At 60.2% G+C, this 23313-nt stretch carries 23 protein-coding genes and 2 pseudogenes; 7 read left to right on the forward strand and 18 right to left on the reverse strand.

What is annotated here, in order from left to right; all coding sequences use genetic code 11:
• The first annotated feature begins 119 nt into the window (after positions 1–119).
• Positions 120–779 carry a response regulator transcription factor gene (locus tag AC3WLP_RS09630; RefSeq protein WP_014861096.1) on the forward strand — a complete coding sequence of 220 codons (660 nt, stop codon included), beginning with the start codon at positions 120–122 and terminating at the stop codon, positions 777–779.
• A complete protein-coding gene (locus AC3WLP_RS09635) occupies positions 776–2110 on the forward strand; it encodes a sensor histidine kinase (protein WP_047604928.1) in 1335 nt (444 codons plus the stop codon). Before AC3WLP_RS09630 ends, AC3WLP_RS09635 begins: the two co-directional genes overlap by 4 nt.
• A 128-nt stretch (positions 2111–2238) precedes the next feature.
• Here the strand turns inward: AC3WLP_RS09635 and AC3WLP_RS09640 are convergent, their stop codons facing one another.
• A complete protein-coding gene (locus AC3WLP_RS09640) occupies positions 2239–3621 on the reverse strand; it encodes an aminotransferase-like domain-containing protein (protein WP_088512162.1) in 1383 nt (460 codons plus the stop codon).
• A gap of 121 nt (positions 3622–3742) precedes the next feature.
• Here AC3WLP_RS09640 and AC3WLP_RS09645 point away from each other — a divergent pair, with 121 nt between their 5' ends.
• Positions 3743–4612, forward strand: a complete 870-nt coding sequence (locus AC3WLP_RS09645; protein WP_017147647.1) for a DMT family transporter — start codon at positions 3743–3745, stop codon at positions 4610–4612.
• A 69-nt stretch (positions 4613–4681) separates the two neighbouring features.
• Here AC3WLP_RS09645 and AC3WLP_RS09650 read toward each other — a convergent pair.
• The 10 genes and pseudogenes from AC3WLP_RS09650 to AC3WLP_RS09695 all read right to left on the reverse strand — a co-directional run.
• A pseudogene (locus tag AC3WLP_RS09650) lies at positions 4682–4972 on the reverse strand (methyl-accepting chemotaxis protein); the annotation flags it as partial.
• A pseudogene (locus AC3WLP_RS09655) lies at positions 4967–5992 on the reverse strand (PAS domain-containing protein); the annotation flags it as partial. The pseudogenes AC3WLP_RS09655 and AC3WLP_RS09650, both read right to left, overlap by 6 nt.
• On the reverse strand, positions 5979–7241 hold the full coding sequence (locus AC3WLP_RS09660) for a GTP-binding protein (RefSeq protein WP_088512161.1): 1263 nt from the start codon (positions 7239–7241) through the stop codon (positions 5979–5981). The pseudogene AC3WLP_RS09655 and the gene AC3WLP_RS09660, both read right to left, overlap by 14 nt.
• A complete protein-coding gene (gene nthB / locus AC3WLP_RS09665) occupies positions 7238–7900 on the reverse strand; it encodes a nitrile hydratase subunit beta (RefSeq protein WP_012052492.1) in 663 nt (220 codons plus the stop codon). The genes AC3WLP_RS09660 and nthB overlap by 4 nt, the downstream gene beginning before the upstream one ends.
• Before the next feature lie 41 nt (positions 7901–7941).
• Positions 7942–8523: a nitrile hydratase subunit alpha gene (gene nthA / locus AC3WLP_RS09670; protein WP_014756483.1), complete on the reverse strand. Its 582-nt coding sequence runs from the start codon at positions 8521–8523 to the stop codon at positions 7942–7944.
• 88 nt (positions 8524–8611) lie between these two features.
• Positions 8612–10126 carry an amidase gene (locus tag AC3WLP_RS09675; protein ID WP_088512160.1) on the reverse strand — a complete coding sequence of 505 codons (1515 nt, stop codon included), beginning with the start codon at positions 10124–10126 and terminating at the stop codon, positions 8612–8614.
• Positions 10127–10315: 189 nt separating this feature from the next.
• A complete protein-coding gene (locus AC3WLP_RS09680) occupies positions 10316–10840 on the reverse strand; it encodes a group I truncated hemoglobin (RefSeq protein ID WP_088512159.1) in 525 nt (174 codons plus the stop codon).
• 53 nt (positions 10841–10893) lie between these two features.
• On the reverse strand, positions 10894–11760 hold the full coding sequence (locus AC3WLP_RS09685) for a transporter (RefSeq protein ID WP_088512158.1): 867 nt from the start codon (positions 11758–11760) through the stop codon (positions 10894–10896).
• Positions 11761–11841: 81 nt separating this feature from the next.
• Positions 11842–12900 (reverse strand): aliphatic aldoxime dehydratase, encoded by a 1059-nt coding sequence (oxdA, locus tag AC3WLP_RS09690; protein WP_088512157.1) that lies wholly within the window; start codon positions 12898–12900, stop codon positions 11842–11844.
• Positions 12901–12913: 13 nt separating this feature from the next.
• Positions 12914–13081 (reverse strand): hypothetical protein, encoded by a 168-nt coding sequence (locus tag AC3WLP_RS09695; protein WP_178085897.1) that lies wholly within the window; start codon positions 13079–13081, stop codon positions 12914–12916.
• Positions 13082–13429: 348 nt separating this feature from the next.
• Here AC3WLP_RS09695 and AC3WLP_RS09700 point away from each other — a divergent pair, with 348 nt between their 5' ends.
• Positions 13430–14371, forward strand: a complete 942-nt coding sequence (locus AC3WLP_RS09700) for an AraC-like ligand-binding domain-containing protein (protein WP_041167384.1) — start codon at positions 13430–13432, stop codon at positions 14369–14371.
• A gap of 84 nt (positions 14372–14455) precedes the next feature.
• Here AC3WLP_RS09700 and AC3WLP_RS09705 read toward each other — a convergent pair whose 3' ends face one another.
• From AC3WLP_RS09705 to AC3WLP_RS09715, 3 genes are all read right to left on the reverse strand, one after another.
• Entirely contained in the window at positions 14456–14932 is a 477-nt protein-coding gene (locus AC3WLP_RS09705) for a nuclear transport factor 2 family protein (RefSeq protein ID WP_088512156.1), read from the reverse strand.
• Positions 14933–14979: 47 nt separating this feature from the next.
• Positions 14980–15564, reverse strand: coding sequence for a TetR/AcrR family transcriptional regulator (locus tag AC3WLP_RS09710; RefSeq protein ID WP_088512155.1), 585 nt, complete (start codon positions 15562–15564; stop codon positions 14980–14982).
• A gap of 113 nt (positions 15565–15677) precedes the next feature.
• Entirely contained in the window at positions 15678–16568 is an 891-nt protein-coding gene (locus AC3WLP_RS09715) for a LysR family transcriptional regulator (protein ID WP_019751749.1), read from the reverse strand.
• A 105-nt stretch (positions 16569–16673) separates the two neighbouring features.
• Between AC3WLP_RS09715 and AC3WLP_RS09720 the strand changes: the two genes are divergently transcribed.
• Both AC3WLP_RS09720 and AC3WLP_RS09725 read left to right on the forward strand, forming a co-directional pair.
• A complete protein-coding gene (locus AC3WLP_RS09720) occupies positions 16674–17681 on the forward strand; it encodes a zinc-binding alcohol dehydrogenase family protein (RefSeq protein ID WP_003248183.1) in 1008 nt (335 codons plus the stop codon).
• A 118-nt stretch (positions 17682–17799) separates the two neighbouring features.
• Complete coding sequence (locus tag AC3WLP_RS09725; RefSeq protein ID WP_080580378.1) at positions 17800–18186, forward strand: putative quinol monooxygenase; 387 nt, start codon at positions 17800–17802, stop codon at positions 18184–18186.
• A 151-nt stretch (positions 18187–18337) separates the two neighbouring features.
• On the opposite strand, the gene AC3WLP_RS09730 is transcribed toward AC3WLP_RS09725, so the two are convergent.
• The 3 genes from AC3WLP_RS09730 to AC3WLP_RS09740 all read right to left on the reverse strand — a co-directional run bounded on the left by AC3WLP_RS09730 (position 18338) and on the right by AC3WLP_RS09740 (position 21768).
• A complete protein-coding gene (locus AC3WLP_RS09730) occupies positions 18338–19093 on the reverse strand; it encodes a bestrophin-like domain (RefSeq protein WP_003248187.1) in 756 nt (251 codons plus the stop codon).
• 179 nt (positions 19094–19272) lie between these two features.
• Positions 19273–20184 (reverse strand): magnesium transporter CorA family protein, encoded by a 912-nt coding sequence (locus tag AC3WLP_RS09735; RefSeq protein ID WP_088512154.1) that lies wholly within the window; start codon positions 20182–20184, stop codon positions 19273–19275.
• Positions 20185–20187: 3 nt separating this feature from the next.
• Complete coding sequence (locus AC3WLP_RS09740; protein WP_088512153.1) at positions 20188–21768, reverse strand: RimK family ATP-grasp domain-containing protein; 1581 nt, start codon at positions 21766–21768, stop codon at positions 20188–20190.
• A gap of 94 nt (positions 21769–21862) precedes the next feature.
• On the opposite strand from AC3WLP_RS09740, the gene AC3WLP_RS09745 reads away from it, so the two are divergent.
• Positions 21863–22957, forward strand: coding sequence for a GNAT family N-acetyltransferase/peptidase C39 family protein (locus AC3WLP_RS09745; RefSeq protein WP_012052482.1), 1095 nt, complete (start codon positions 21863–21865; stop codon positions 22955–22957).
• 91 nt (positions 22958–23048) lie between these two features.
• Here the strand turns inward: AC3WLP_RS09745 and grxC are convergent, their stop codons facing one another.
• Complete coding sequence (grxC, locus tag AC3WLP_RS09750; protein ID WP_004576678.1) at positions 23049–23303, reverse strand: glutaredoxin 3; 255 nt, start codon at positions 23301–23303, stop codon at positions 23049–23051.
• Positions 23304–23313 lie beyond the last annotated feature (10 nt).

Below are 23313 nucleotides of genomic sequence, written 5' to 3' on the forward strand. Positions count from 1 at the left end.
TCGAGGGCGGCGTCTGTGGCATAACCTAAAGTGCCTACCTGACAGCCAGCTGAATCTTCAGATTCACATCAGGCAAGGCGATTAAGGTGCTGCAAGGCAACCATCTCAGGAGATGTCAGATGCGGGTTCTATTGGTTGAGGACGCTCCAGGCCTGGGTGAAGCGGTGCGCGAACAAATTGCCGATGACGGCCACGCCGTCGATTGGGTACAGCGCCTGGACCACGCGCGCAACAGCGTCCGCAGCACGCCTTATGACCTGATCTTGCTGGACCTGATGCTTCCGGACGGGCGCGGGTTGGACTTTCTGCGTCAACAACGCGCGGCAGGAGACGTGACCCCCGTGATTATCCTGACCGCCCAGGATCAGATTTCCGATCGTATCGCCGGCCTGAACGCTGGCGCCGATGACTACCTGGTCAAACCGTTCGACCTGTTTGAACTCTCGGCCCGCGTGGCAGCGGTGGGCCGCCGTTATAGCGGCAACCCCAATCCACAGATCAAACTCGGTGATTTGCAGGTCGACATGAGTGCCCGCACGGTGCAGCGGGGCAGTGCGACGGTGGACCTCACGGCGCGGGAATGGGCGCTGTTCGAAGCGTTTGTGCAGCGCCCCAGCGCACTGCTGTCAAAGTCGCAGCTCGAAGAGCGGCTGTATGCGTTCGGCGCTGAAATCGAGAGCAATACCATCGAGGTATACATCAGCCGTCTACGTAAAAAACTCGGACGCGAACTGATCGAAACCGTGCGAGGCATGGGCTACCGGTTAATGTCCGCATGAAGCCGTCTTCGAGCCTGCAGATACGTCTCGGCCTGGGGCTGACGCTTGGTATGACCTTACTCTGGCTGGTAGCGACAGTGGGGGCCTGGCTCGTGGTGCGGCATGAGTTGAACGAAGCGTTCGATAGCGCCTTGGAAGAGACAGCACAACGCATCCTGCCCTTGGCTGTGCTGGAAATCAGCAATCGGGAAGAATCCCGGACTGCACAACACGTCGCGACGCTGAAGATGCACAAGGAGTACCTGACTTACCTGGTGCGCGACGCCAAGGGCAAGATCCTGATGCAATCTCACGACGCCAACCCGGAGATTTTCAACCGACAACCGTCTGAAGGTTTTTCCACTTCTGAAAAATACCGATTGTATGGCGCTAGCGCATTGCGCCAGACACTGTTCATCGAGATGGCCGAACCGCTTGGTCATCGTCGTGAAGCCGCGCGGGAGGCCTTGTTTGCGTTGTTGTTGCCTCTAATGGTGTTGATTCCTGTCAGCCTGGCGGGCACTTGGTTGTTTGTACGTTTCAGCCTGCGCAGCGTGCGGGCTTATCGTCGTGCCATTGAAACACGCGGTGTGGGTGACTTGTCGCCGATCAAGGTGGCGCACCTGCCAGCAGAAATCGATCCGTTGGCGGAGGCGGTCAATCACCTTCTGGAGCGCTTACGCAATGCCCTTGAGGCCGAGCGCAGCTTTACCGCCAACAGCGCTCACGAGCTGCGCACGCCATTGGCCTCGACCCTGGCGCAGATCCAGCGGTTACACCACGAAGCGCCGGAAGGTCCGCTGCGACTGCGTGCGCAGAAGATCGAGCAGGCGTTGCGCGAGCTTTCAAGGCTTTCAGAAAAGCTCATGCAGTTGGCCAAAGCGGAGGGCGGCGGGCTGTTGTCCGAAACGCCACAAGACCTGATTCCGTTGCTTGCCCACGGCGTCGACGAGTGGAACCAGCGCAGCGGGCAGCGCATCGAGTTGCAGTTGCCAAGTCAGGCCGGCGTGTACTCGATCATTGACCCGGACGCGTTTGGCATCCTGCTGCGCAACCTGATTGAGAATGCGCTGAAGTATGGTGCAACGGACCAACCGGTCGAAGTCAGTCTCACCGATCAGGCACAGCTGCGGATAGTCAACAGCGGCCCGGCAGTGCCGCAGTCTGTATTAGAGCACCTGACCGAGCGTTTTGTGCGCGGTCACAGTGAGATCAGTGGTTCAGGGCTGGGCTTGGCGATTGCCAAAACCATCGTGCAGGGGGTAAACGCGCGCATGGCATTGTTCTCCCCGGCAACAGGCCGACGCGATGGGTTTGAAGTCTGCATCTGGTTACCGCTTGCCCCATCCTGAAAGACCCTGGAACTCACCACGTTCAACAGTGCTTTCCTGATACCCGAGCCTCGGCCAGGTTGAATGTAAGGAGATGAAGGCCTGCATCTAACGATCCTTGCTCAGGCAGAACGGGGATGGTCACGCGACTAAGCACTCAGCGCCCGTTTCAACACGTCGTAAATTTTGCCATCACCTGATTGGGCAACGTTGAAACGGAGGAAATCACCCGCAGCCATCGACTGGCTGAACGCATTACCAGGCGCCAGCACTACACCTTCATTCAAGCAAGCCCGAGCCAGCGTTGCTGCATCCTTGCCTTGAGGGAGTTGGCACCAGACGTACATGCCTGACTGGGGCGTTATCCAGGGCTTGATGCCAATGGCCCGAAGCCTCGCTACCGTTCTGTCCATAGCCTCGGCCAGCCTGAGGCGAACACTCTCCATGTGTTTCCGGTACCCGCTATCGGTAATCGCCAGATGGATGATGTCCGCGGCCAGGCGGCCACCCCCGAATGTGGTCGCAATCTTGAGATCGACCAGGCTCTCGATCCAGTCACTGCGAGCCGCGATGTAGCCGCATCGAATCGAAGCGGAGATGGTCTTGGAGAAGCTACCGATCTGGATGACACGAGAGAGGCCATCGAAGGCAGACAGCCGTGGCGCTGGCGCACTCTCGAAATCCCCGAAGATGTCGTCCTCTACAATCACCAGGCTGGAGTTGTCGGCCAGCTTCAGCAACCTGTGTGCCGTGACCGGAGACAGGGTAGCGCCGGTCGGGTTGTGGATGCCTGAATTGGTTATGTACAACCGGGGAGAATGCGCGAGCAGCGCTGCGCCGAAAGCATCGATGTCCGGGCCCGTCGCGGTGTAGGGAACGCCTACGATGTTCACCCTGTGCGCTTTCAGCAATGCGTGAAAATTGAAATAGCAGGGGTCGTCGACCAGCACAGTGTCCCCCGGCTCAAGCAGAAAACGGCAGATCAGGTCGATGGCGTGGGTGCCGGACTCAGTGAGCATGAGCTGTTCAAGAGGGGCTTCGACCCCGATCCCTGTCAGCTTGCGTGACAGGAACTGCCTGAGCGGCAGATGCCCAAGTGGCGAGGCGTACTCCGTCAGTTTCGACGTGTCTGAACGGGCAACGGTACGAAGCGCCTTGCGCAAGCCGGCTTCGAACATCCAGGAGGCCGGTAGCCACCCGCACCCCGGTTTCAACGCATCGCTAGCGGTGTCTAGAGACTGGCGCGAGATCCACAGCGGGTCCACTTCACGATCAAGCCTTGGGCCGAGTTCGGTGAGCACCAGGGGTGCCACTGGCCCGGCTACGTAAAAGCCGGAGCCAGGGCGAGAGTTGAGTACACCCTCTGCCATCAACCTTTCATAGGCCTCAAGCACCGTAGAAACCGACACTTGCATGGCCTGAGCCATCGCGCGGACCGAGGGGATTCTCGCGCCCGGGGTGTAGGTTCGAGAGGCTATCCGCGACTGGATCTCACCCATGACAGTTCGAATTCGCGTTGCGCTCCGTTTCATCACACCCTCAACTGTGCTGGATAAATATGCCTAACAGTTCGGTTTAAGTGTATTGGATTGTACATGGCCTGGGCGAGCCTGTCGGTGATGTACTGAACCTTGGCTTATCGAGGACTTACCGATGGAAAAATCAGCAAGCGGATGGCTCAATGGTTTCATAGGCGTCGCCATCTTTGCAGGCTCGTTGCCGGCCACCCGAGTGGCAGTCACGGCTTTCGAACCTACGTTCCTGACCTGTGCCAGGGCAACAATTGCCGCCATGCTGGGTGCGCTTTTCCTGATCGTGCTACGGCAGCCTCGCCCCAAACGGGGTGATTTGTCGCCATTGGCCGTAACAGCGCTCGGCGTCGTTATCGGTTTCCCGCTACTGACAGCATTCGCCCTCCAGCACATCACCTCTGCTCATTCCATTGTTTTTGTCGGGCTCCTGCCATTGTGTACCGCAGCATTTGCGGTTCTGCGGGGCGGTGAGCGACCTCGGCCACTGTTCTGGTTGTGCTCGTTGACAGGTGCCGGGCTGGTCGTTGGCTATGCCTTGATGAACGGAGGCGAGGCATCGGCGGTGGGCGATCTGCTGATGTTGGCTGCGGTTGTGGTCTGTGGTTTGGGCTATGCCGAAGGGGCGCGCCTCTCGCGGACATTGGGTGGTTGGCAGGTAATCAGTTGGGCATTGCTTGTAGCGTTACCGGTCATGCTGCTGCTGACGGTGGTCAATCTTCCAGCCCCTGATGACTTTGCCAGGGTAAGTGCTCCTGCATGGCTCAGCTTTGGCTACGTTTCACTGTTCAGCATGCTGATCGGGTTTGTGTTCTGGTACCGAGGGCTCGTCCAGGGGGGGATTGCGGCTGTGGGCCAACTGCAACTCTTTCAGCCGTTCATGGGGCTTGGGCTGGCAGCGTTGCTTTTGCACGAGCATGTCAGCTGGACGATGCTTCTCGTGACGCTGGGTGCTGTCATCTGTGTTTACGGGGCCAGGAAATATGCCCATTAAATGAACAGCCACGCAGAGCGCAATGCTTATTGAGTCCTTCCACACCGTGCCAGGGCTTGGTCAGCTGTCGATCATCTGCGCCGCTTGCCGGGTTGCCTGGCTGGTGCGCGTGGCCAGCTTGCGCACTTCATCGGCGACCACTGCAAAGCCCCGCCCGGCTTCACCGGCGCGCGCAGCCTCGATGGCAGCGTTCAAGGCAAGCAGGTTGGTCTGGCTGGCGATGCCCTGGATGGTGGCGACGATATGGGTCAGCTTACCCAGGGTCTGCTGCATCACCTGGTGCTGTTGGGCCTGCTCCTCGCGGAGGGTGCTTTCTTCGTGGCGGGCATGAATGTCAGTTATCGCCCCGACTACCCGCAGCGGCGCACCATCCTGGGCACGGCGGGTCTGCCCACGGCCGCGGAACCAGCGGTAGGCGCCGCTTTGGTGCTTGAGCCGGTACTCCACATCGAATGGTGTGCTACCGCTGCGATCGTCAACATGGGCGACAAATGCCGCGATAGCACGGGCACTGTCATCGGGGTGCAGGCGAGAGGTCCAGCTTTCCAGGGTGTTCGGGAATTCTTCAACGGTGCTGCAGCCCAGTAACCTGCGCATTTGTGACGACCACCAGATGGTGTTGTTCGGGTTGGCCGGGTCGCCGGCCACCACTTCGATATCCCACAGGCCGTCGTGGAGCATCTCACGGGCAATCTCGAAGCGTTTGGCGGCCAACTCCACCTGCTGGATGTGCAAGTGTTGTGCATGGATGTCGCGCAGCGTGCCCGTCATAGTGATCGCGACGCCTTGTGCATCGCGCAGCGAATTGCCGCTGACCCGACACCAACGATAGTCACCGCCAGCGGCAAGCTTCATCCGCACGTCCAGCGCGAACGGTGTGCGCCCGCTGCGGTCGGCAAGGTGCCGGGCCAGTGCCTGCAGATGAAGTGGTCGATCAGCCGGATGCAGTTGCTCGCTCCATTGACCCAACTGGGCCAGCCGGGGTGCCTGCAGCGAGGCAGAGCCGGTCCACTCCATCGCGCACTCCGCTGCCGGTGGGGTGGCGACAAGGGTGTGCAGTTGCCAGAACAGTTGATCGGCCCCCTGGGTAACCTCGGTCCAGCGCGTCTGCAGTTGCCGCACGACGTCCTCGCGCTCAGCCAGCCGCTGTTCAAGCTCGCTCACCTGCGAGGCTAGCGCACCGGCCTGTTCCTTGAGTGTTCGCCGCTCGTGCAACAACTGATCAACGCCCGCCAGAATGCGGCGCAAGAGCGGGTGACTCGACGACAACGGTGCGCTAGGTTGATCGGGCCGGTCGAGGCGGTCGGCGAGCGGCGCCAGTACCCAGCGGCTGGTGCGGTTGAAGAACAGCATGCAATACCTCCAACTAGAAAACGGCATCAGCCGGTAATGACTGCGTTTTGCTGGCCGACAAGGCCCGGCTGTCAAACGCGCTCGCCCCTGGCAACCTTGCCCAGGCCAACGGACCGATGGCGATTTCTTCTGCACTCAGCAGGCAATGGTCGAGTTCGCGTTGCAGTGTCTGGGTATCCAGGTCCTGGCCAATGAACACCAGCTCCTGACGGCAATCGCCGACGATGCTGTCCCACTTGGCCATGATGCCCTGCAAGCGATACTTGTCCTGCGGCCACTGTGACGGGTCGATGAAGTTCCACCAATGGCCAACGTAGTCCCATTGAAACTGCTGGCCGCTGTGCACCAGCAAGGCGATCTCGCGGTGGTGGCTGGCAAGCCAGAAATAACCTTTGCTGCGCAGAAGACGGCCGTTGCGCCAGGGCCGTGCGAGAAAATCAAGCAAGCGTTGCGGATGGAATGGGGCACGCGCTCGGTAGACCCATGACGTCACGCCATAGGTCTGCGACTCGCCGGCCGGGGTGTCGTGCGTGTCCATCTGTTTCATCCAGCCGGGCGCTGCGGCAAGGCTGGGCAAATCGAACAGCTGAGTGCCAAGGATGCTCGACAGGGCGACGTTGCCGGCCACCATCGGCAGGATCTGTGCGCCTGGATTGAGCCCGGCGAGAACTGCCTGCAGGGCTTGGTATTGCGCCTCATCGACCAGGTCGCGTTTGTTGACCAGAATCACGTTGGCATACTCGACCTGCTCGATCAGCAGATCGGCCAGCGGGCGCCTGGTGTTATCCGTGGCGACGGCGGCCCGCGCGACGGTTTCGGGTGAGTCGAGCATGGTCATGAACTGGCTGGCATCGACCACCGTCACCAGCGTATCCAGCCGCGCCAGTTCGCTGAGGCTGAAACCGTTGGCGTCGAGAAAGGCAAAGGTCTCGGCGACTGGCATCGGCTCGGAAATCCCGGTGGACTCGATCAACAGGTAATCGAAACGCTGCTGGCGCGCCAGCGCGCTGATCTGCTCAAGCAGGTCGGCGCGCAGGGTGCAGCAGATGCAGCCGTTGCTCATCTCTATCAATTCATCCTGGCCACGATACAGCGCAACGTCGCGCTGGACCTGGGCGGCATCGATGTTGACCTCGCTCATGTCATTGACGATAACCGCCACCTTCAGGCCCTGGCGGTTGCGCAGGATGTGGTTGAGCAGGGTGGTCTTGCCTGCGCCGAGGAAGCCTGAAAGGACCGTCACCGGCAGCCGGCCTGCCTGGGCGCCGGCACTCATGCGCGCACCACTCGCGGGCTTTCGACCCTGTCCAGATAGCTTTCGAACAGGTCTACCACCACCAGGCCGTCGTCTGCGGCATCGCCCCACAGGTCCCGCACGCGGAACTCGACATGGTAGGTCGGTTGATGCGCAGCGCTCTGGTCGCCATGGCCAATCGCGTCCGGAAATGGCCACTGTTCAGTGGTACGGTGCAGCACTACGCCTTGTTTGCCGCGCACGTACGCAGGCATGCGCACATGCCCGGCCACGTACTCATCGCGTACGATGACCCGGTCGCCCACTTCAAAAGGCGCTCGGCCGGTAATTGCAGCACGCCCTTGCGCATGAGCGGGGTTGGCCAGCTTGAAGTGCGAGCCGAGTGTTTCATCCAGTTCGGCCTGGGTAATCACGCCTGTTTCGACCAGCAGCGTGGCAGTGGCGATCACATAACGTTCGTAGTATTCGGTACCGACATGCTGGCGCACGTCAATGCGTTCGACGGCATGACGTATTTCGTCGACGCTGAACTTGTTCAGGTGGTCGACGCCGATGAACATCAGGCTGTAGGCCAGGTGTTCCCAGTCTTGCTTGAATACCTGCTTGTAGCTCAGGCTGTTGATGCGGTGGGGCACTTTGCCAAAGCCCTGGAAACCGCCGAGATCGTGAAAGCCATCCATATTGAACACTCCGGAAGGTGAATGGGGTTGGGCGGTCTTGCTCAGCCAACGCGGGGCAGGGCGACGCCGATCAGCACGTCCTTGGTGACCAGTTGCCGCAACTGCTCTTCGCTCATATGCTCTGAGCCCGCTGGCCGTTGCGGCAGCACCAGGTAGCGGCTTTCAGCGCTGGTGTCCCAGACCTTGACCACCATGTCGCCGGGCAACTCGGTGCCCAGCTCGCGCAATACCGTGCGCCCCTCCCGGACCAACCGCGCACGGAACTCGAAGCCCTTGTACCACTCAGGCGGCAGGCCCAGCACCGGCCAGTTCGTGCAGGAGCACAGGCTGCAGACGATCACGTTTTTCAGCTGCGGAGTGTCTTCCAGGGCGACGATGTATTCGCCCTGTGGACCGGTGAAGCCGAACTGGGCGCAGGCGGCCGTAGCGTCCTTGAGCAGCAGCTCGCGAAACTGCGGATCGACCCAGGCCTTGGCGACGATGCGCGCGCCGTTTTCCGGGCTCCAGCCGTGTTCCATCAGCTGGGTGAGCTGTTCGATGTAGCCCTCGGGGATGAGGTCTTTGCGCTTGAGCACTGCAAACAATGCGCGCGCCCGCTCACCAGGGGTTGAAGTTGCCGTCATGGGATTACTCCTCTCGTCCAACACGGTTGTTGAAATCTGTTGTTGTGCCAGTTGTTTTTTTGCAGGGGCGTAGCGCCCGCTGCCTGGGTCACAGCGTGCGCCAGTCCACCGCGGCCTCGAACGCTGCCGCTGCCTGATAGATCGTGCCTTCGGCATAGTGCTTGCCGACCAGCATCAGCCCGACCGGCAGGCCATCGACCAGGCCGCAAGGGATGGACATGGCCGGGTGACCGGTGATGTCTTGTGCGGCGGTATTGCCGAGCATCTCCAGCGCGCGCGAGACACTCTCGGTGATCGAGCAACCTGGCGCAGGCAGCGGCTGGGCGATGATGGGCACGGTTGGCATTACCAGCAGGTCGTAGCGCTCCAGCGCCTTGTCGTAGCCGGCGCGCGCGAAACGGGCGATGTTCTGCGCCTTTGCGTAGTAACGGCCGTGGTAGTGTTCCAGGCCAAACTGGCCAACCAGCATGCACAGCTTGAGCGAGGGCGACAGGGCGTCGGCCTGGGTTCGCCAGCCGGCCTGCTTGTCGAGCAAGGCGACGTCATACAGGCCCTTCCAGTTAAAGCCCGCGCCGTTGCCGTGCATCATCTGCATGGTCAGGCCTTCGCAGCCGATCGGGCTCCATAGCGAGCCGGCCAGCGTATGCTCGGCAACCGATACTTCCTCGACCACTGCGCCCAACGCCTCGAAGCGAGCGATGGCGCTGCGCACCTTGTCGCCAACGCGCTGATCAAGGTTAGCGAGCTGGAAACCTTGCTGGAGGATGCCGATACGCAGCCCGCGTACACCGCGCTCGAGGTAGCTGCCATAGGTATCGACCTCGGGCACGCCCTGGCGTGGGTCAAGGCCGTCGGCACCGGCCATGACTTCGAGCATGAGCGCGTTGTCGCGCACGTTGCTGGTCATCGGGCCGACATGGTCGAAGGTGGCCTCGATCGCCATCACCCCGGTATACGGCACCAGCCCGAAAGTCGGCTTCATGCCATAGATGCCGCACCACGCTGCGGGAATACGCGCTGAACCGCCCTGATCGCCGCCCACCGCCAGGTCAACTTCGCCCGCAGCAACCAGCGCGGCGCTGCCCGACGAAGAGCCGCCGGTGCTGAAACCAGGGCGCAATGGGTTGTGCACGGGTGCCGGGTCCGAGGTGTGGCTGGCGCCGGAGAGGCAGTAGTGCTCGCAAGTGGCCTTGCCGAGGATGGTCACCCCGGCGTCGAGCAAACGCGTAACCACAGTGGCATCGAATGACGGTACAAAACCGGCCAGTGGCGCGGCACCGTTCATCATCGGCACGCCCGCCAGCGAGATGTTGTCCTTGAGTGCGACTGTTTTGCCGAGCAGTTTGCCGGTGCTGGCGCCCATCACCTCGGTACGGTAGTACCAGGCGTTCAACGGGTTCTCCCGGCTGGAGGGGCGGTAACCCGCAGTGCGCTCGTAGCGCACCAAGGGGATGAAGTCCGGCAGTTCGTCGACCAGGTCATAGGCGTCGAGGCTTGCCTGCATGAGCGCCAGGTATTCGCTGGCTTGTTCGGGGGTCAGCTGCATGTGCAGGCGGCTGGCGAGGGCCTGCAACTGTTCGAGCGTCGGGCGGATGATGGCCATGGGGTGTCCTGTTTCCGGTGGCAGGCCGCAGGGGCCGATAAATGACTATTCGAGAGGCTCGCCGCGGCTGGGCCTGGTAACAAGCTAGCGCCAGCGCGCGAGCGGTACTTGGTTGAGCAGGACAGTCGCTTTGTTGAGCAGGACTGCGTTGCGCCAAGTGAAGTGCGTCCTGAATGTGGCCGGGTGGGCTTACGGCTCCAACTTGGGCACAGCTGCCTGCTCAGCCGAATCGGTGCGTCCGGGCCACACTACGCCGACGCTTTTCATGCCTTTGGCCGGGTCCATCGTGGGGTTGGCCAACACCACATCGCGGTAGGAAGGGCTGCCGATTACGGCGGGTTTGAACTTGACCAGGAAGTCGTTGACCTCCTTGCGCAGCTCCGGTGGCAGGTTGTAGTCGTTGTAGCACTCCTCCAGGCAATCCAGCGTGGCTTGCCAATGAACCTCGGTAAGCCCCATGCCGCGGTGTGCGGTAACCATGTCCCGGCCGCGGTACTTGGCGCTACCACCCCAGTGTTGCGAGAGGAAGTCGACGAAGTTGATGTGTTCCTTCTGGAAGGTCGACTCGGACATGTGTGCCCAGATATGACCGATCGCCGGGTGGGCCATGGTCTTGCGCAGTACCGCGCCGGCGAACTGGTAGATAGCGTCATAGCCGCCGAGGCGGGTATACAACGAAGGTTGCTGTTCAGGGGTTGCCTGTTGATCAGTCATGTACTGGTGCTCCGTATCTGCTGGGGGGCTTGCTGGTGCCAACGGGCCTTGGGTTAAAAGACCCGGACGTACCTGAGGTTCAGGCGGAAGTTTTCCTTGGGGCCGTTTTCTACCGCGAGGTCACGCCCCAGTTGCACCTGCAGCTGGTCCTTGGCGGTGAAGAACTTGTTCGCGGTGAGGCGCAAGTTGGTGGTTTCGGCGCGGTCGTCCTGCGCCGTTCCATCAATCTGGTTTTCCCCGCCCCAGGTGTGACCGAGGCCAATTGCCAGTGAAGTGCCTGGGTCTACGATGTAGCGCCCCATCAGTTGCGCCCCGTAGGAAACCTCCTGTTCACGGCGCGCAGAGCTGGAGCCGAAGTCGTCGTTGTCGCTGTACCAGATGGCATCACCGACCAGGTCCACAGCCCATTTTTCGCCCAAATGTTTGACGTAGGCGGCCTGCAGATCGACCTTCCAGCGGTTCTCGCCAAGGTTGAGCGCGTCGTCGCGGTCGTAATTGCCAGTGGGGGCGGTGAGGTAGACGGTGGCGCCAAGGATGTCGTTGGCCTCGTTCAAGCGGTACTTGAGCGGCGCCGTCAGGGTGAGGTCGCCGACGCCGCTGGTGTTGCCCAGGCCCGAGGCATCGCCGCTGCTCGATACGCGGCCGAACGGCAGCAGAAATTGCGGCTCCAGGGTCAGTCGATCAGTCAATTGATAGACGTGCAGCAGCCGCAGGATGCCGACGTTGGAGGTCAGGTTGAAATCGGAGCTGACTTTGTGGCCGTTGGCATAAGCGCTGTCGGTGGTGGAATGCTGGTAATAGACCACACCGATCGTTGCACCCACCGGCAGCGCTTCATAATCACCCGGATCAACTTCGAACGCTTGCGCACACACGCTTGGCACGGCTGCCGCGAGCATCAGGTAACGGAGCTGTTTCATGGACAGAGGTCCTTTATTCTGGGCAAAAAGAGCCCCACTGCCGCAGGGACGGCAGGTGCGGGGCTAAACGTGGAGTTGGGGCTAGTTGGAACTGACTTTTGCGTCGCGCAACATGCCGGTGTGTGGGTGGCAGTTGATGTATTCGAACACCTGGCTGCTTGCATCCGACACGGAGACTTCGTGATAGAGCCGCAACTTCTCGAGCCCTGCCGCTACCCGAAAGAAGGTGACGAAAATACGCAGATGGGTGGGGTGCGATTCCGCCCAGCGTTCGAGTTTCTCCAGTGAACGCCAGTGGCCGATGTTGTAACTCATGTCGAGCAAATTGCCGTTCGCGTCGATATTGCGTACAAAGCGATTGCTGTAACAGCCCAGCGGCTGGCCGTTATCGCGTAGAAAATCCATACCATCCTGCAAGGTCGGCAAGATTTCATCCAGATACAGCGAGCGCTCAGCCGATTCTGCCGCTGCCCAGTCCTGGCCCGAGCGAATCAAGGCGATATTGTCATGGCCGAGCACCACCACGCGACCGCCTTTGGCCGGGTCGCCAGCCACGACTCGCAGTTCGCCGTTCGGGTTCATCCAGTCCGTTTGCGATACCGGGAAACGGTCGCGCATCGAGCCCCAGTAACCGTGTTCCTCGATCTCGCCACTGGTGTTGTCCATGATTGCCCCGACCCCGGGCAAATCGCGCTGGAACGCATACAGCGTCTCGAACTGCTCGGCCCGCGGCGCGGTGATTTCGCGGTAGTAACCAAGGCCATCATTCAAGCGTTGCGGCGAACTCCACCAGCCATCCACCTCAGGCGAGCGTGACCAGCGGCAGTAAGCGCCGGTATCTTTCCAGTAGCCGACGATCATCAGGTTGTCGTAGCCACTGCTGTCGGTGTGGTGCGTCAGGTCGTGAGTCAGCGGGCCGTCGCTCAAGCCAAAGCTGTTGAGAATTTCGCGCATCGCCTGCAAGGCCCGCTCACGCTGACCATCACCCTGGTACTGCACCCCCAGATAGGCCATCACCACTTGCGTCAGTTGCTCATCAGCGCGGCCGACCCACATCGGGAAGGGCGGCTGGTAATCATCAGGCACCCGGCGCGATAACGTGCGCGGGCACATGAGGTGTTTATCGATTGCAGATTCCATCACAGGCTCCTTGTTATTTTATGTTCAGAACACGCTCAGCATTGCGTGGTGCGTTCGCCAGCCGGGCGCGCAGCGCACACGCCGCCCACTCGAGCACCCACGATAAAAACTCTTCGGGCGCCAGGTCGCGCCTATGCAGCCACCTGAACTCGTCGGCGATTCGCTGTTGTTGTAATTGCATGGGCTACCTCATCAGCGCAGTTGCTGGAAACAACGTGAGGTCAAAATTAGGGAGGACTGGGCAACGTCGCTTTGTTCGCAAGGACAATCGTTTGGTTGGAAACGACAGCGCCGTAACACCCGCTTGAGCACGAACCGCGATGGTGCAGCGTCCAGGGAAAAGCAGCATTTTTGCCCCGAAATGGGGAGCGATATGGGAGGTTTTGGAAAGCGCCTGTTGGCGCTATAAGGACGAAGGCTGAGATGGCCGCAGCATGTACCAGCGAATACCGCTGGCGTGAATATTGCCTACGCGAACTTCTGTAACAGTGCCCCTTTTTCAAGTTGCCACATGAAGGTGAGCGCCATCATGGCTGAGACCAACCACTATTCGACCCTTGCCGTTTCGCCATCCCGTCGCTTTGATTACTGGCGGGAGGTGGTCTGCCGCCATTGTTTGTCGGCAGACAGCAAACCCTCGTCGCAGAGCAACTTCGAGGGAGCGCTGCAGGTCAACGGCATCGGCCCGTTGGATGTCACGACGCTGTCGTCGCCGCTGCACCACTGGGTGCGCTCCGAGCAACACCTGCGCAGCGACCCCGCCGAAGACATATGGTTGGGAGTCACCCTCGACGGCTACGGCGAAATTGAACAACACAACCGCAAGGCCAGGCTCACGGCCGGCAATGTGTTTCTTTACGACGCAACCCAACCGTTTCGATTCAGCCTGGGTGGTACCGAAAACCACCTTATCCGCATCCCCCGGCCGCTGCTCGCACAGCGCGTCCCGCACATTGCTGACATCACCGCGCTGGTGCTGGAAGAGGGGCGCCCCGGAGTGATCCCGCTGCGGCAGATGATTGGCCAAGCGGCCAGTTCTGCGCCGTTGCTGCGGGACGAAGGCGTCTCCCGACGGTACTCCAACACCATCGTCGACCTGCTGGTGCTCAGCCTTGAGTTGCAGGACCTGAAGACTACCCATCGAGAACTGGATCTTTATGGGCGAATCATGAATTACATTCAACGCCATTTGACTGAGCCGGAGCTGTCGATCGAGTCGATTGCCCTGGCACATCACGTGTCGACACGGACGGTGACACGGGCGTTTGCCCGGCATCAGAAGTCACCGGTTGCCGAGATCTGGAGGGAACGGCTGAATGCTAGCCGCGCGGCGATTGAGTGTGGGCAGGTAAAGAGTGTTTCGCAGGCGGCGTTGGAGTTTGGTTTTTCAGACTTTTCGCATTTTAGCCATGCGTTTCGCAAGGCGTTTGGAGTGGCGCCGCATTCGTTGTTACCGCGCAGTAGGGGGTGAGAATTGAAACCTGCGCTTGGCCACGCTCTGTGCCCCTCAAACAAAAAACCTGATCCCTATGTAAAGGATCAGGTTTAGCATGACTTACAGGCCCAGTTCAGTCAGACCTGGGTGATCATCCGGACGGCGACCCAGTGGCCAGTGAAACTTTCGCTCGCTTTCCTTGATGGGCATGTCGTTGATGCAGGCAAAGCGCCGATGCATCAAGCCGTCGGCTTCAAATTCCCAGTTTTCGTTGCCGTAGGAGCGGAACCAGTTGCCCGAATCGTCGTGCCACTCGTAGGCGTAACGGACGGCGATGCGGTTGTCGGTGAAGGCCCAGAGCTCTTTGATCAAGCGGTAGTCCAGTTCTTTCTTCCACTTGCGAGTGAGGAAGTCCCGAGCTTCTTCACGGTTGTTTGCAAACTCGGCACGGTTACGCCATTGGGTGTTCACCGTATAGGCCAGCGCAATCTTTTCCGGCTCACGGGTATTCCAACCATCTTCGGCAAGTCGGACCTTTTCAATGGCCGATTCGCGAGTGAAAGGAGGAAGTGGCGGACGAGCGGGTTCGTTGGACATGGTGGTGCCTCCAGTCGTTTGGATGGTTCAGTTGAGTGGGTATTTCTTTAACTTAAAGCGCTTGCGCGCTGCACATCTTTCAGCAAGACCTTTGCGATTTCTCGTGCACTGTCGAGCGCGGTGTTATCACCCATGACGTGGGCCACAGTTATCGTGCCCTCTATAATCAAAAGAAGTTGCTTGGCCAAGCCTGTCGGATCGTTAACACCTAATGCGCTGGTCAGTTCTAGCGTGTAGTCCAGCAACTTTTGTTTATGCAGTTTTGCGATCTGTCGAACAGGGTCGTCTGCGTCACCTACCTCTCCGGCGGTGTTGATAAAAGCACATCCGCGAAAACCGTCTGACGCGAACCAACTGTTGAGTGCATCAAAAATGCCAAGGATGCGCGCTTCTGGCGTTTGCGCTTTTTCGCATTCACTTCTGAACCACGTCATCCAACGTATATCGCGTGCATTGAGTGCCGCTGCTGCGACATCGTCTTTATTCGCAAAATAGCGATAAATACTTTTACGTGCGACGCCCGAGGTCTTTACCAACAGGTCCATGCCCGTGGCGTGAATCCCATTTTCGTAAATCAGCTTCTCGGCAGTCGCCAGGATTTTTTCGCGTGTGTCAGTCATTGGCTTATCCATGTAGCCAGAGTAGAACGATCGTTCTCCCTGGTCAAGCAGCGCTTGAAATTATTCGATTGCGTACGAGCGGGGCGCCGGCATGCTTTCAATCAGGGTGGCTGGTTTCCCGCTGATCAGTCGCGCTCCAGTTCGGCGAAGCGGCTGGACAACCAGGCATGCAGTTGCCTCACCGCAGGCGACAACTGCTTGCGGTGCGGGCACACCAGGCTCAGAGGCATGGTCGGCCCGGGGTAATCCTGCAATAGCACGACAAGTCTTCCCGCCAGCACATCGTCGCTCACATCCAGCCACGACTTGTAGGTTATCCCTTCGCCGCCCACGGCCCAGCGCCGGGCAATATCGGCGTCGTCGCAGAGCAGGGCGCCACGCACCTGGACGGTCTGCGTGCCCAGTTGCCACTTGTCGTAGACCCGGCCCTGTTGCATGTACAGCAGGCACTGGTGTTCGAGCAGATCTTCGGGGGCTTGCACGGTGCCTTCCCGCGCCAGGTACTCGGGCGAGGCCACCAGTACCTTGCGGTTCCAAGGTGCCAGTGGCAGGGCTACATAGTTGGCGTCGGCGTTCAGGCCATAGCGGATGGCGATATCCACCGGATCGCGGAACAGATCGGCGATCTGGTCGGAGAGGAAGAAGCGCAGGTTCAACTGGGGATGCTCTCGGCGAAACGCCGTGAGCCAGGGCAGCAGCACGTTGCGCCCCAGATCGGAAGGCGCGGCCACCTGCAACGTTCCGCTGAGCTGGGCGCTTTCCTGACGCAGGTTGTCGCGCCCTTGCCTGAGGGCTTCCAGGGCAATCAGGGCCGAGGGCAGGTACTGCTCGCCTTCGGCCGTGAGGCGCAAGCTGCGCGTGGTGCGGGCAAACAATCGCACATCCAGCTCACGCTCCAGGCGCTTTACTGCTTCGGCCGCCTGGCCGGGTAGCAGGTCGGCCTCGCGGGCCGCCGCGGTAAAGCTGCCCAGCGCGGCGCTGCGAACGAAGATGCCCAGGTCGTCGAGACGGATCATTATCACTCCTGCAATGAAAGTGTTGACGGGCAGGGCCCGTTTTTCCCGGACGCCTGGCACGCCAGACTCAATGCCAAATCAAACCACATTCAGCAGCGAGTGCCCATGAAAGCGATCAGTTTCATCCACAAAGGTTTGCCTATCGAAGACCCTGCGTCTCTTCAAGACATCTTCATGCCCAAGCCCAGCCCTGGGCCCAGGGACCTTCTGGTCGAGGTCAACGCCGTGTCGGTCAACCCCGTCGACACCAAGGTGCGTGCCGGCACTTTCACGCGTGAGCCGAAAATACTCGGCTGGGACGCGGCCGGTATCGTCCGCGAAGTCGGGGCCCAGGTGACCTTGTTCAAGCCCGGAGACCAGGTGTACTACGCCGGCTCCATCGCCCGGCCCGGCAGCTACAGCGAATATCACCTGGTTGACGAACGTATCGTCGGGCATCAACCGCGTAGCCTGGGTGCAGCACAGGCAGCCGCGCTGCCGCTGACGGCCATCACCGCCTGGGAACTGCTGTTCGATCGCCTGGGTATCGTGGAGGGCGGCGGGGAGGGCGATGCCCTGCTGATCGTTGGCGCTGCCGGTGGCGTCGGTTCGATGCTGGTGCAGTTGGCCCGGCAACTGACCCGCCTGACGGTTATCGGCACGGCCTCCCGCGCCGAGACCAGCAACTGGGTACGCGAACTGGGCGCCCATCACGTCATCGATCACAGTGCGCCGCTGCAAGGGCAGCTGCAGGCCTTGGGGATCGAGTCAGTCAGCCATGTCGCCAGCCTTACCCATACTGATCAACACTTTGCGCAACTGGTTGAAGTGCTGCGACCACAAGGTCGCCTGGGCGTGATCGACGACCCGCAGACCCTGGACGTCATGCCGCTCAAGCGCAAGTCGCTGTCGCTGCACTGGGAGCTGATGTTCACCCGCTCGCTTTACGAAACCGACGACATGGTGCGCCAGCACGAGCTGCTCGAGCGCGTGGCCGGGCTGATCGATCAAGGCATCCTGCGTACCACCTTGGGCGAGCATTTCGGCGCCATCAATGCCGCCAACATGCGCCGTGCCCATGCGCTGGTCGAGAGTGGCAAGGCGCGCGGCAAGATCGTCCTGGAAGGCTTCTGAAACCTGTTTGACCGACAACGGCGGACCGGTCGATCCGGTCTGCCAGGAGCATGCATGCTTGAACGAACCGTGTTTCTCTGCGCCGCGCAGATTCCCGGCGCTACGCCCGGTGAAACGCATGCACACATTGAAGCAGGCACTACCGTGCCTGCTCTTTGCAACTGACCAGGAGCTTGATGTGAACCGACAAGATTACCCCCTCGTTTCCCTCGCCATCCTCAAGGCCAAACCAGGCCAGGCACCAACGCTCAAAGCGGCCTTGCTGGCGTTGATCGAACCGACTCGGGCGGAGCCCGGTAACCGCGACTACATGCTGTTCGAACGTCGTGACGAGCCAGGGACGTTCTACATGCGCGAGGCGTTCGATAACCAGCAGGCCCTGGATGCGCACCTGACCACTGCTCATTTCCAGCGGTTTGCCGAGCAGGCTGAACAGCTGCTGGCAGAGCCCTTGCAACTGATCTTCCTTGACCCGGTGTCATCTGCCGTTGCGCCCTGTCCCTGAGGTCATTCATCCAGGCCCTGGCCACTGTGGCATTACTGCCAGCAGCATTGGCACGTAGGCTCACCCAAGCGTGGCGGGCAAACAGAGCCAGGCCATGCTGCGTTGAAAACAGCCTCGCCTGACCTGCGTCTCAAGACTTTTCGTACAGAGCCTAGAGCTGCATCACGGCGAGCGCTCTACGCAGGGGCTCGTCGGATATCTGGATAGGACCGTGAAATGGTATGTCCATGTCCAATACGAGGTACACGGAAGCCGCAATAAGCAATGAAGAGAGGATGAACATGCCTTTTACCATCGAGTTACGAGGCGCACGGTATCCAAAACTGGCGAAAATGAGCGTCAACCAAGCAGCAAGCATCCCAATAAGCGGGCCAGGAATTGCCCCCTCTGACTGCTCGACGATTCTCCAGCGTTGCTCAATGAGCGAGTGATATTGCTGACGAATATCCTGAAGCATCGTTTCATGGTAGCGGTCCACAGGCCTTATAACGGCCAGCGCTTTGCCTATGTCATCCAAGTATTTAGCCGCCTCGCTGTTACGGTGTTGCAGCGCCTCGTCCCCCCGATAGGGCGTCTCGATAGCGTGCTCTAGATAGGTGATCAGACGATTGCGCGTGTCTTGGGCCGCATCGCCATAGCCCCGCAGTGTCCGATCAAAAATGATCATGCTGGTTGCGTACCCATGGAAGTTTGCGTCGATGGACTCGAAGGTATTTTTGGCGGAATTGATCATCAAGCCAAAGACCAGCGATGTCATGACCACAAAAATGTTAGCTACCAGGCGAATTACCGTGTTCGTGTCCTCATCCCTGTGGTGGGATGCCAGCTTTGGGTACCACTGCATCATGAGCAGCGAGGCGGCGACCAAGCAGCCAAAAATGGCCAGTGCGATCCAGAGGGCGTTCATGCATCAAGGCTCCGATCAATCTGAGTCAAGTCTTAGAAGATAGACCGTGTTCAAACAGACTTATCAGGGTGCCTGTAATTGCAATCAGCGCCAGCATGAATAACCCGTTGTATGACTGTTCCATGATCTCGTCCTGCGGGGTGATGGGTAGACGTCGACGAAAGTTCCTGGGCGGCGGGTCATGTCATACGCCGTAACGCCACGACCATGGCCCCCCCGAGTACCGCCATGGCCAGCAGCAGCGCGGGGAACGTCAACCACCAGGGCAGGCCGGCGGTCATCATGCTGAACTCCGACATGCCGCCGATGCTGGCGAGCAGGTTCAAGGGCAGGAACACCACATTGATCATGGTCAGGTTGCGCAGCGCGTGGTTCATGCCGTTGTTGGCCAGGTTGCCGCGGGCCTCGATCAGGTTGGTAAAGACCTGGGCATGGATCTTCGCCTGTTGGTAGCTTTGCTCGTTTTCGATGATCAGGTCATTCAGCATTTCCAGTTGTTCGGGCCCGAAGCCGTGTTTCTGACCATGGCTGCGCAGCAGGGCTAGCACGGCGCCATTGCTTTGAATGGCGTTGACGTAATACACCAGGCTTTCGCTCAGGCTGTACATCTGCACCAGGTGCTGGTTGTCCATGGTCCGATCGAACTGCAGCTGGATTTCGCGGGCCACCTGCTTTACCACCCGCAGGTGGCCCAGGTAGTGATGCACGCTCTCCGCCAGCATCGCCATCAGCACATCCAGTGGAGTGCTCATGCCGGTCTGCCGGTCTACCCCGGCGAGTAGCGAGTTGGCGGCGCAGATCACCACCAGGCGCTTTTCGCTGAGTACGACGCCAAATGACGAGACATTGAATACCCGGCCATCAAAGTTTTCCGGGCGCTTCCAGATCAGGAACAGGTGATCGGGCTTGATCTCGATACGCGCCACTTCATCCGGGTCCAGGGAGGACTCCAGCGACTGGGCGCTGACCCCCAGGCACTTGCACAACCGGGATTGCTCCGCGGCGTCTGGCGCGACACACAACCATACGCTGGCTCGTTCCTCGGGGGCTTCAAGAAGCGCACCGTCTACGGCGAGGTAGTATTCGATCATCGTTTACCAGGCCTGGCCGAGGTGTTTACGTTCAAGCCGCTGCACGAAAGCCTGCAGCACTCGCTGGTAAAGCGCGTTACCCAGCACGGCGTCTTCGGTGCCAGCATCGAGGTTGGGGTTGTCGTTGACTTCGATCACCAGTACGCGGTCGCCGGTCTGCTTCAGGTCCACACCGTACAGCCCTTGCCCGATCAGCCTGGCGGTGTCGACGGCCAGCTTTACGACTTCGGGCGGTGCCTGTTCCACCGGGACCGCGCGGCACAGGCCGTTGACTTCGCCGGCCTGGGCCTTGTGGTTGTAGATCTGCCAGTGGCCCTTGGACATGAAGTACTGGCAGGCGTACAGCGCCTCACCGTTGAGTACGCCGATACGCCAGTCGTATTCGGTGTAGCAGTACTCCTGGGCCAGCAACAGTACCGAGTGTTCGAACAACTCCTGTGCCGCCGAGGCCAGTGCCTGGGCGTCGGCGACCTTGATCATGCCTTTCGAAAAGCAGCCGTCGGGAATCTTCAACACCAGCGGAAAACCGAGGCGCCGGCCCACAAGCTCGAGTTCCTGCGGGCGGTCCTTGTACAGGATTTCCGTGGCCGGTGCGCCGAGGTTGTGGCGTTTGAGCAGATCGGCGAGATACACCTTGTTGGTGCAGCGCAGGATGGAGGAAGGGTCGTCGATCACCACCAAGCCTTCGCTTTCGGCCTTTTTGGCAAAACGGTAGGTATGGTCGTCCACCCGCGTGGTCTCCCGAATGAACAAGGCGTCAAATTCGGCCAGGCGTGCATAGTCCTTCTTTTCGATCAGCTCTACATCGATGCCCAGCTGTTTGCCGTTTTCGATGAACTGCTCCAGCGCCTCAGGATTGGAAGGTGGCAGCGCCTCGGCCGGGTCATGCAGAATGGCCAGGTCGAACCGGGCCAGGCGTTTGGAGGCGGGCTGGCGCCACGTCCGGCGGTTGAAGGCATCCAGCGCGTCGGCAAACAAGTGCTGCTGCTCATCCCGCAGTTTGTGCAGCGCGCCGGCCTTGATCCCGTCGATCTGCCAGGTGTCACGCCTGCGAAACTCCACCAGCAAGACAGGGCAGGGGAACGACTCGAACAGCTGTCGGCCGATATCCTGAAGGGGTTCAATGGCGGTCCGCCCGAAATACAAGGTGAGGGTGAAGGCTTCGGTGCTGCCATAGGGGTGATCGGCCAGGGCTCGCTCCAGCGTGCGTTCCAGGTCATCCAGCCCCACGCCATAGAGCGCCTTGCGGGTAAGCTCGCTGATGGTTCGCACCGACGGGAACACCTTGTGGCCCCGTGCCTCGGCGAGCAGCGAGCAGTAGTAGCCTTGCCCCAGATACTTGTAGCTGCGGCACAGGTTGATTACCTGCGTACGCCTCGCAACGTCGTCGCTGTGTTCAAAGTAATCCTGGGCCAGCATCAGGCTCTCGCTGGGAAAGTAGCTGGCCCAGTCTTCCTTGCGCTCCACCACGATCAACAAGCGGTTACCAGCGCTCCGCTTACTGGGGGGCTCCTCGGAGAGGGTTATTGTGGAAACGTCGGTTTTGGCCAATACTTCGGCCACGTTGGCTTGCACCGCTGACATGAGTATTCGATCCCTGTTGAAGAAGACGCCCCTTCAATAAATCACGGGTTTCCCGACCTGTCCCGGTTCGTTACTCAAACATTACGGTGTTGCCATGGCTTTTGATTTTCGCTTTGCATCGGTGGCCGATATCGATGCGCTGGTTGCCCTGGAGCAGGACTGTTTCACCCTCGACCGCCTGAGCCCGCGTAATTTCAACTGGATGGTGCGACGCGCCAATGCCTGCCTTATTGTCGCTGAACAACAGGGCCATCTGGCAGGCTATGCGCTGCTGCTGTTCCATCGCGGTACATCACTTGCCCGTTTGTATTCAATTGCCGTAAGCCCGGCCTGGCGCGGCCATGGGTTGGGCCAGCAGTTGCTGGGCCAGGCCCAGGCCAGTGCGCTGGAGCGTAATTGCGCCTGGCTGCGTCTAGAAGTACGCGCGGACAATCCTGCGGCCATCAGCTTGTACGAAAGCAATGGCTATCAACGCTTCGCTGTGGTTGAGAACTACTACGAAGACCACAGCCAGGCGCTGCGTTTCGAGAAGCGTATCCTGCGCAGTGCTCCGCCCCCTGCACGGCAAGTGCCGTACTACGCGCAAACGACCGAGTTCACCTGCGGAGCGGCCTGCCTGCTGATGGCCATGGCTGCGGTCGAACGGGAGCGGGCCATGCACCGCAGCGAGGAGATTCAACTGTGGCGAGAGGCGACCACCATCTTCATGACGGCAGGCCACGGCGGTTGCAGCCCGCAGGGGCTTGCACTGGCGGCTTGGCGACGCGGGTTTGAGGTGTGCATGGTGGTCAGCCAGCCTGGATCGCTGTTCCTCGATGGGGTGCGCAGCGCGCAGAAAAAAGACGTAATGCAATTGGTCGAGGATGGCTTTGCCGGGGCGTTGGCCGAAACCGACGTGCATCAGGTGCTGGCGCCCGGCCTTGATGTGCGTTCAGCGTTGCAAGCCGGGTTCAGGCCGGTGGTGCTGATTAGCAGCTACCGTTTCACCCGTCTGAAGGCCCCGCACTGGATTCTGGTCACGGGTTGCGATGACGAATTCGTGTACCTGCATGATCCTGATGTGGATCACAGCCGCCAGAAACGCATCCTGGATTGCCAGCATCTGCCCGTAAGCCATGCCGAATTTCAGCGCATGAGCAGTTTCGGCAGGCAGCGGGTAAGGGCCGCTGTGCTGTTGCGCGGGCGATAGAACGGCTGCACAGGTGAGTACGTATGGCATGGGCATTGAGTGAACGCAAGCAGTGCTCCGGATGGGGTCACATGCCGGAGCACTCTACACTTCAAGCGTGAAGCAATGCCTCGAGCTGGCCCTTGCTGTCGAGACGTGCCAAGTCATCGAAGCCGCCGACATGCACCTTGCCAACAAATATCTGTGGGACGGTTCGGCGTTGGGATCGCTGCATCATTTCCGCCAGGTGCAGGGGTGACGCTTCAACGTTGATTTCGTCAGGGGTGATGCCCTTGCTCGACAGCAGTCGCTTGGCGCTCAGGCAGTATGGGCAGTGCGGGGTGGTATAGATAGTCACAGGGCTCATGGCGGTTACC

Source organism: Pseudomonas sp. FW305-E2 (assembly GCF_058782925.1).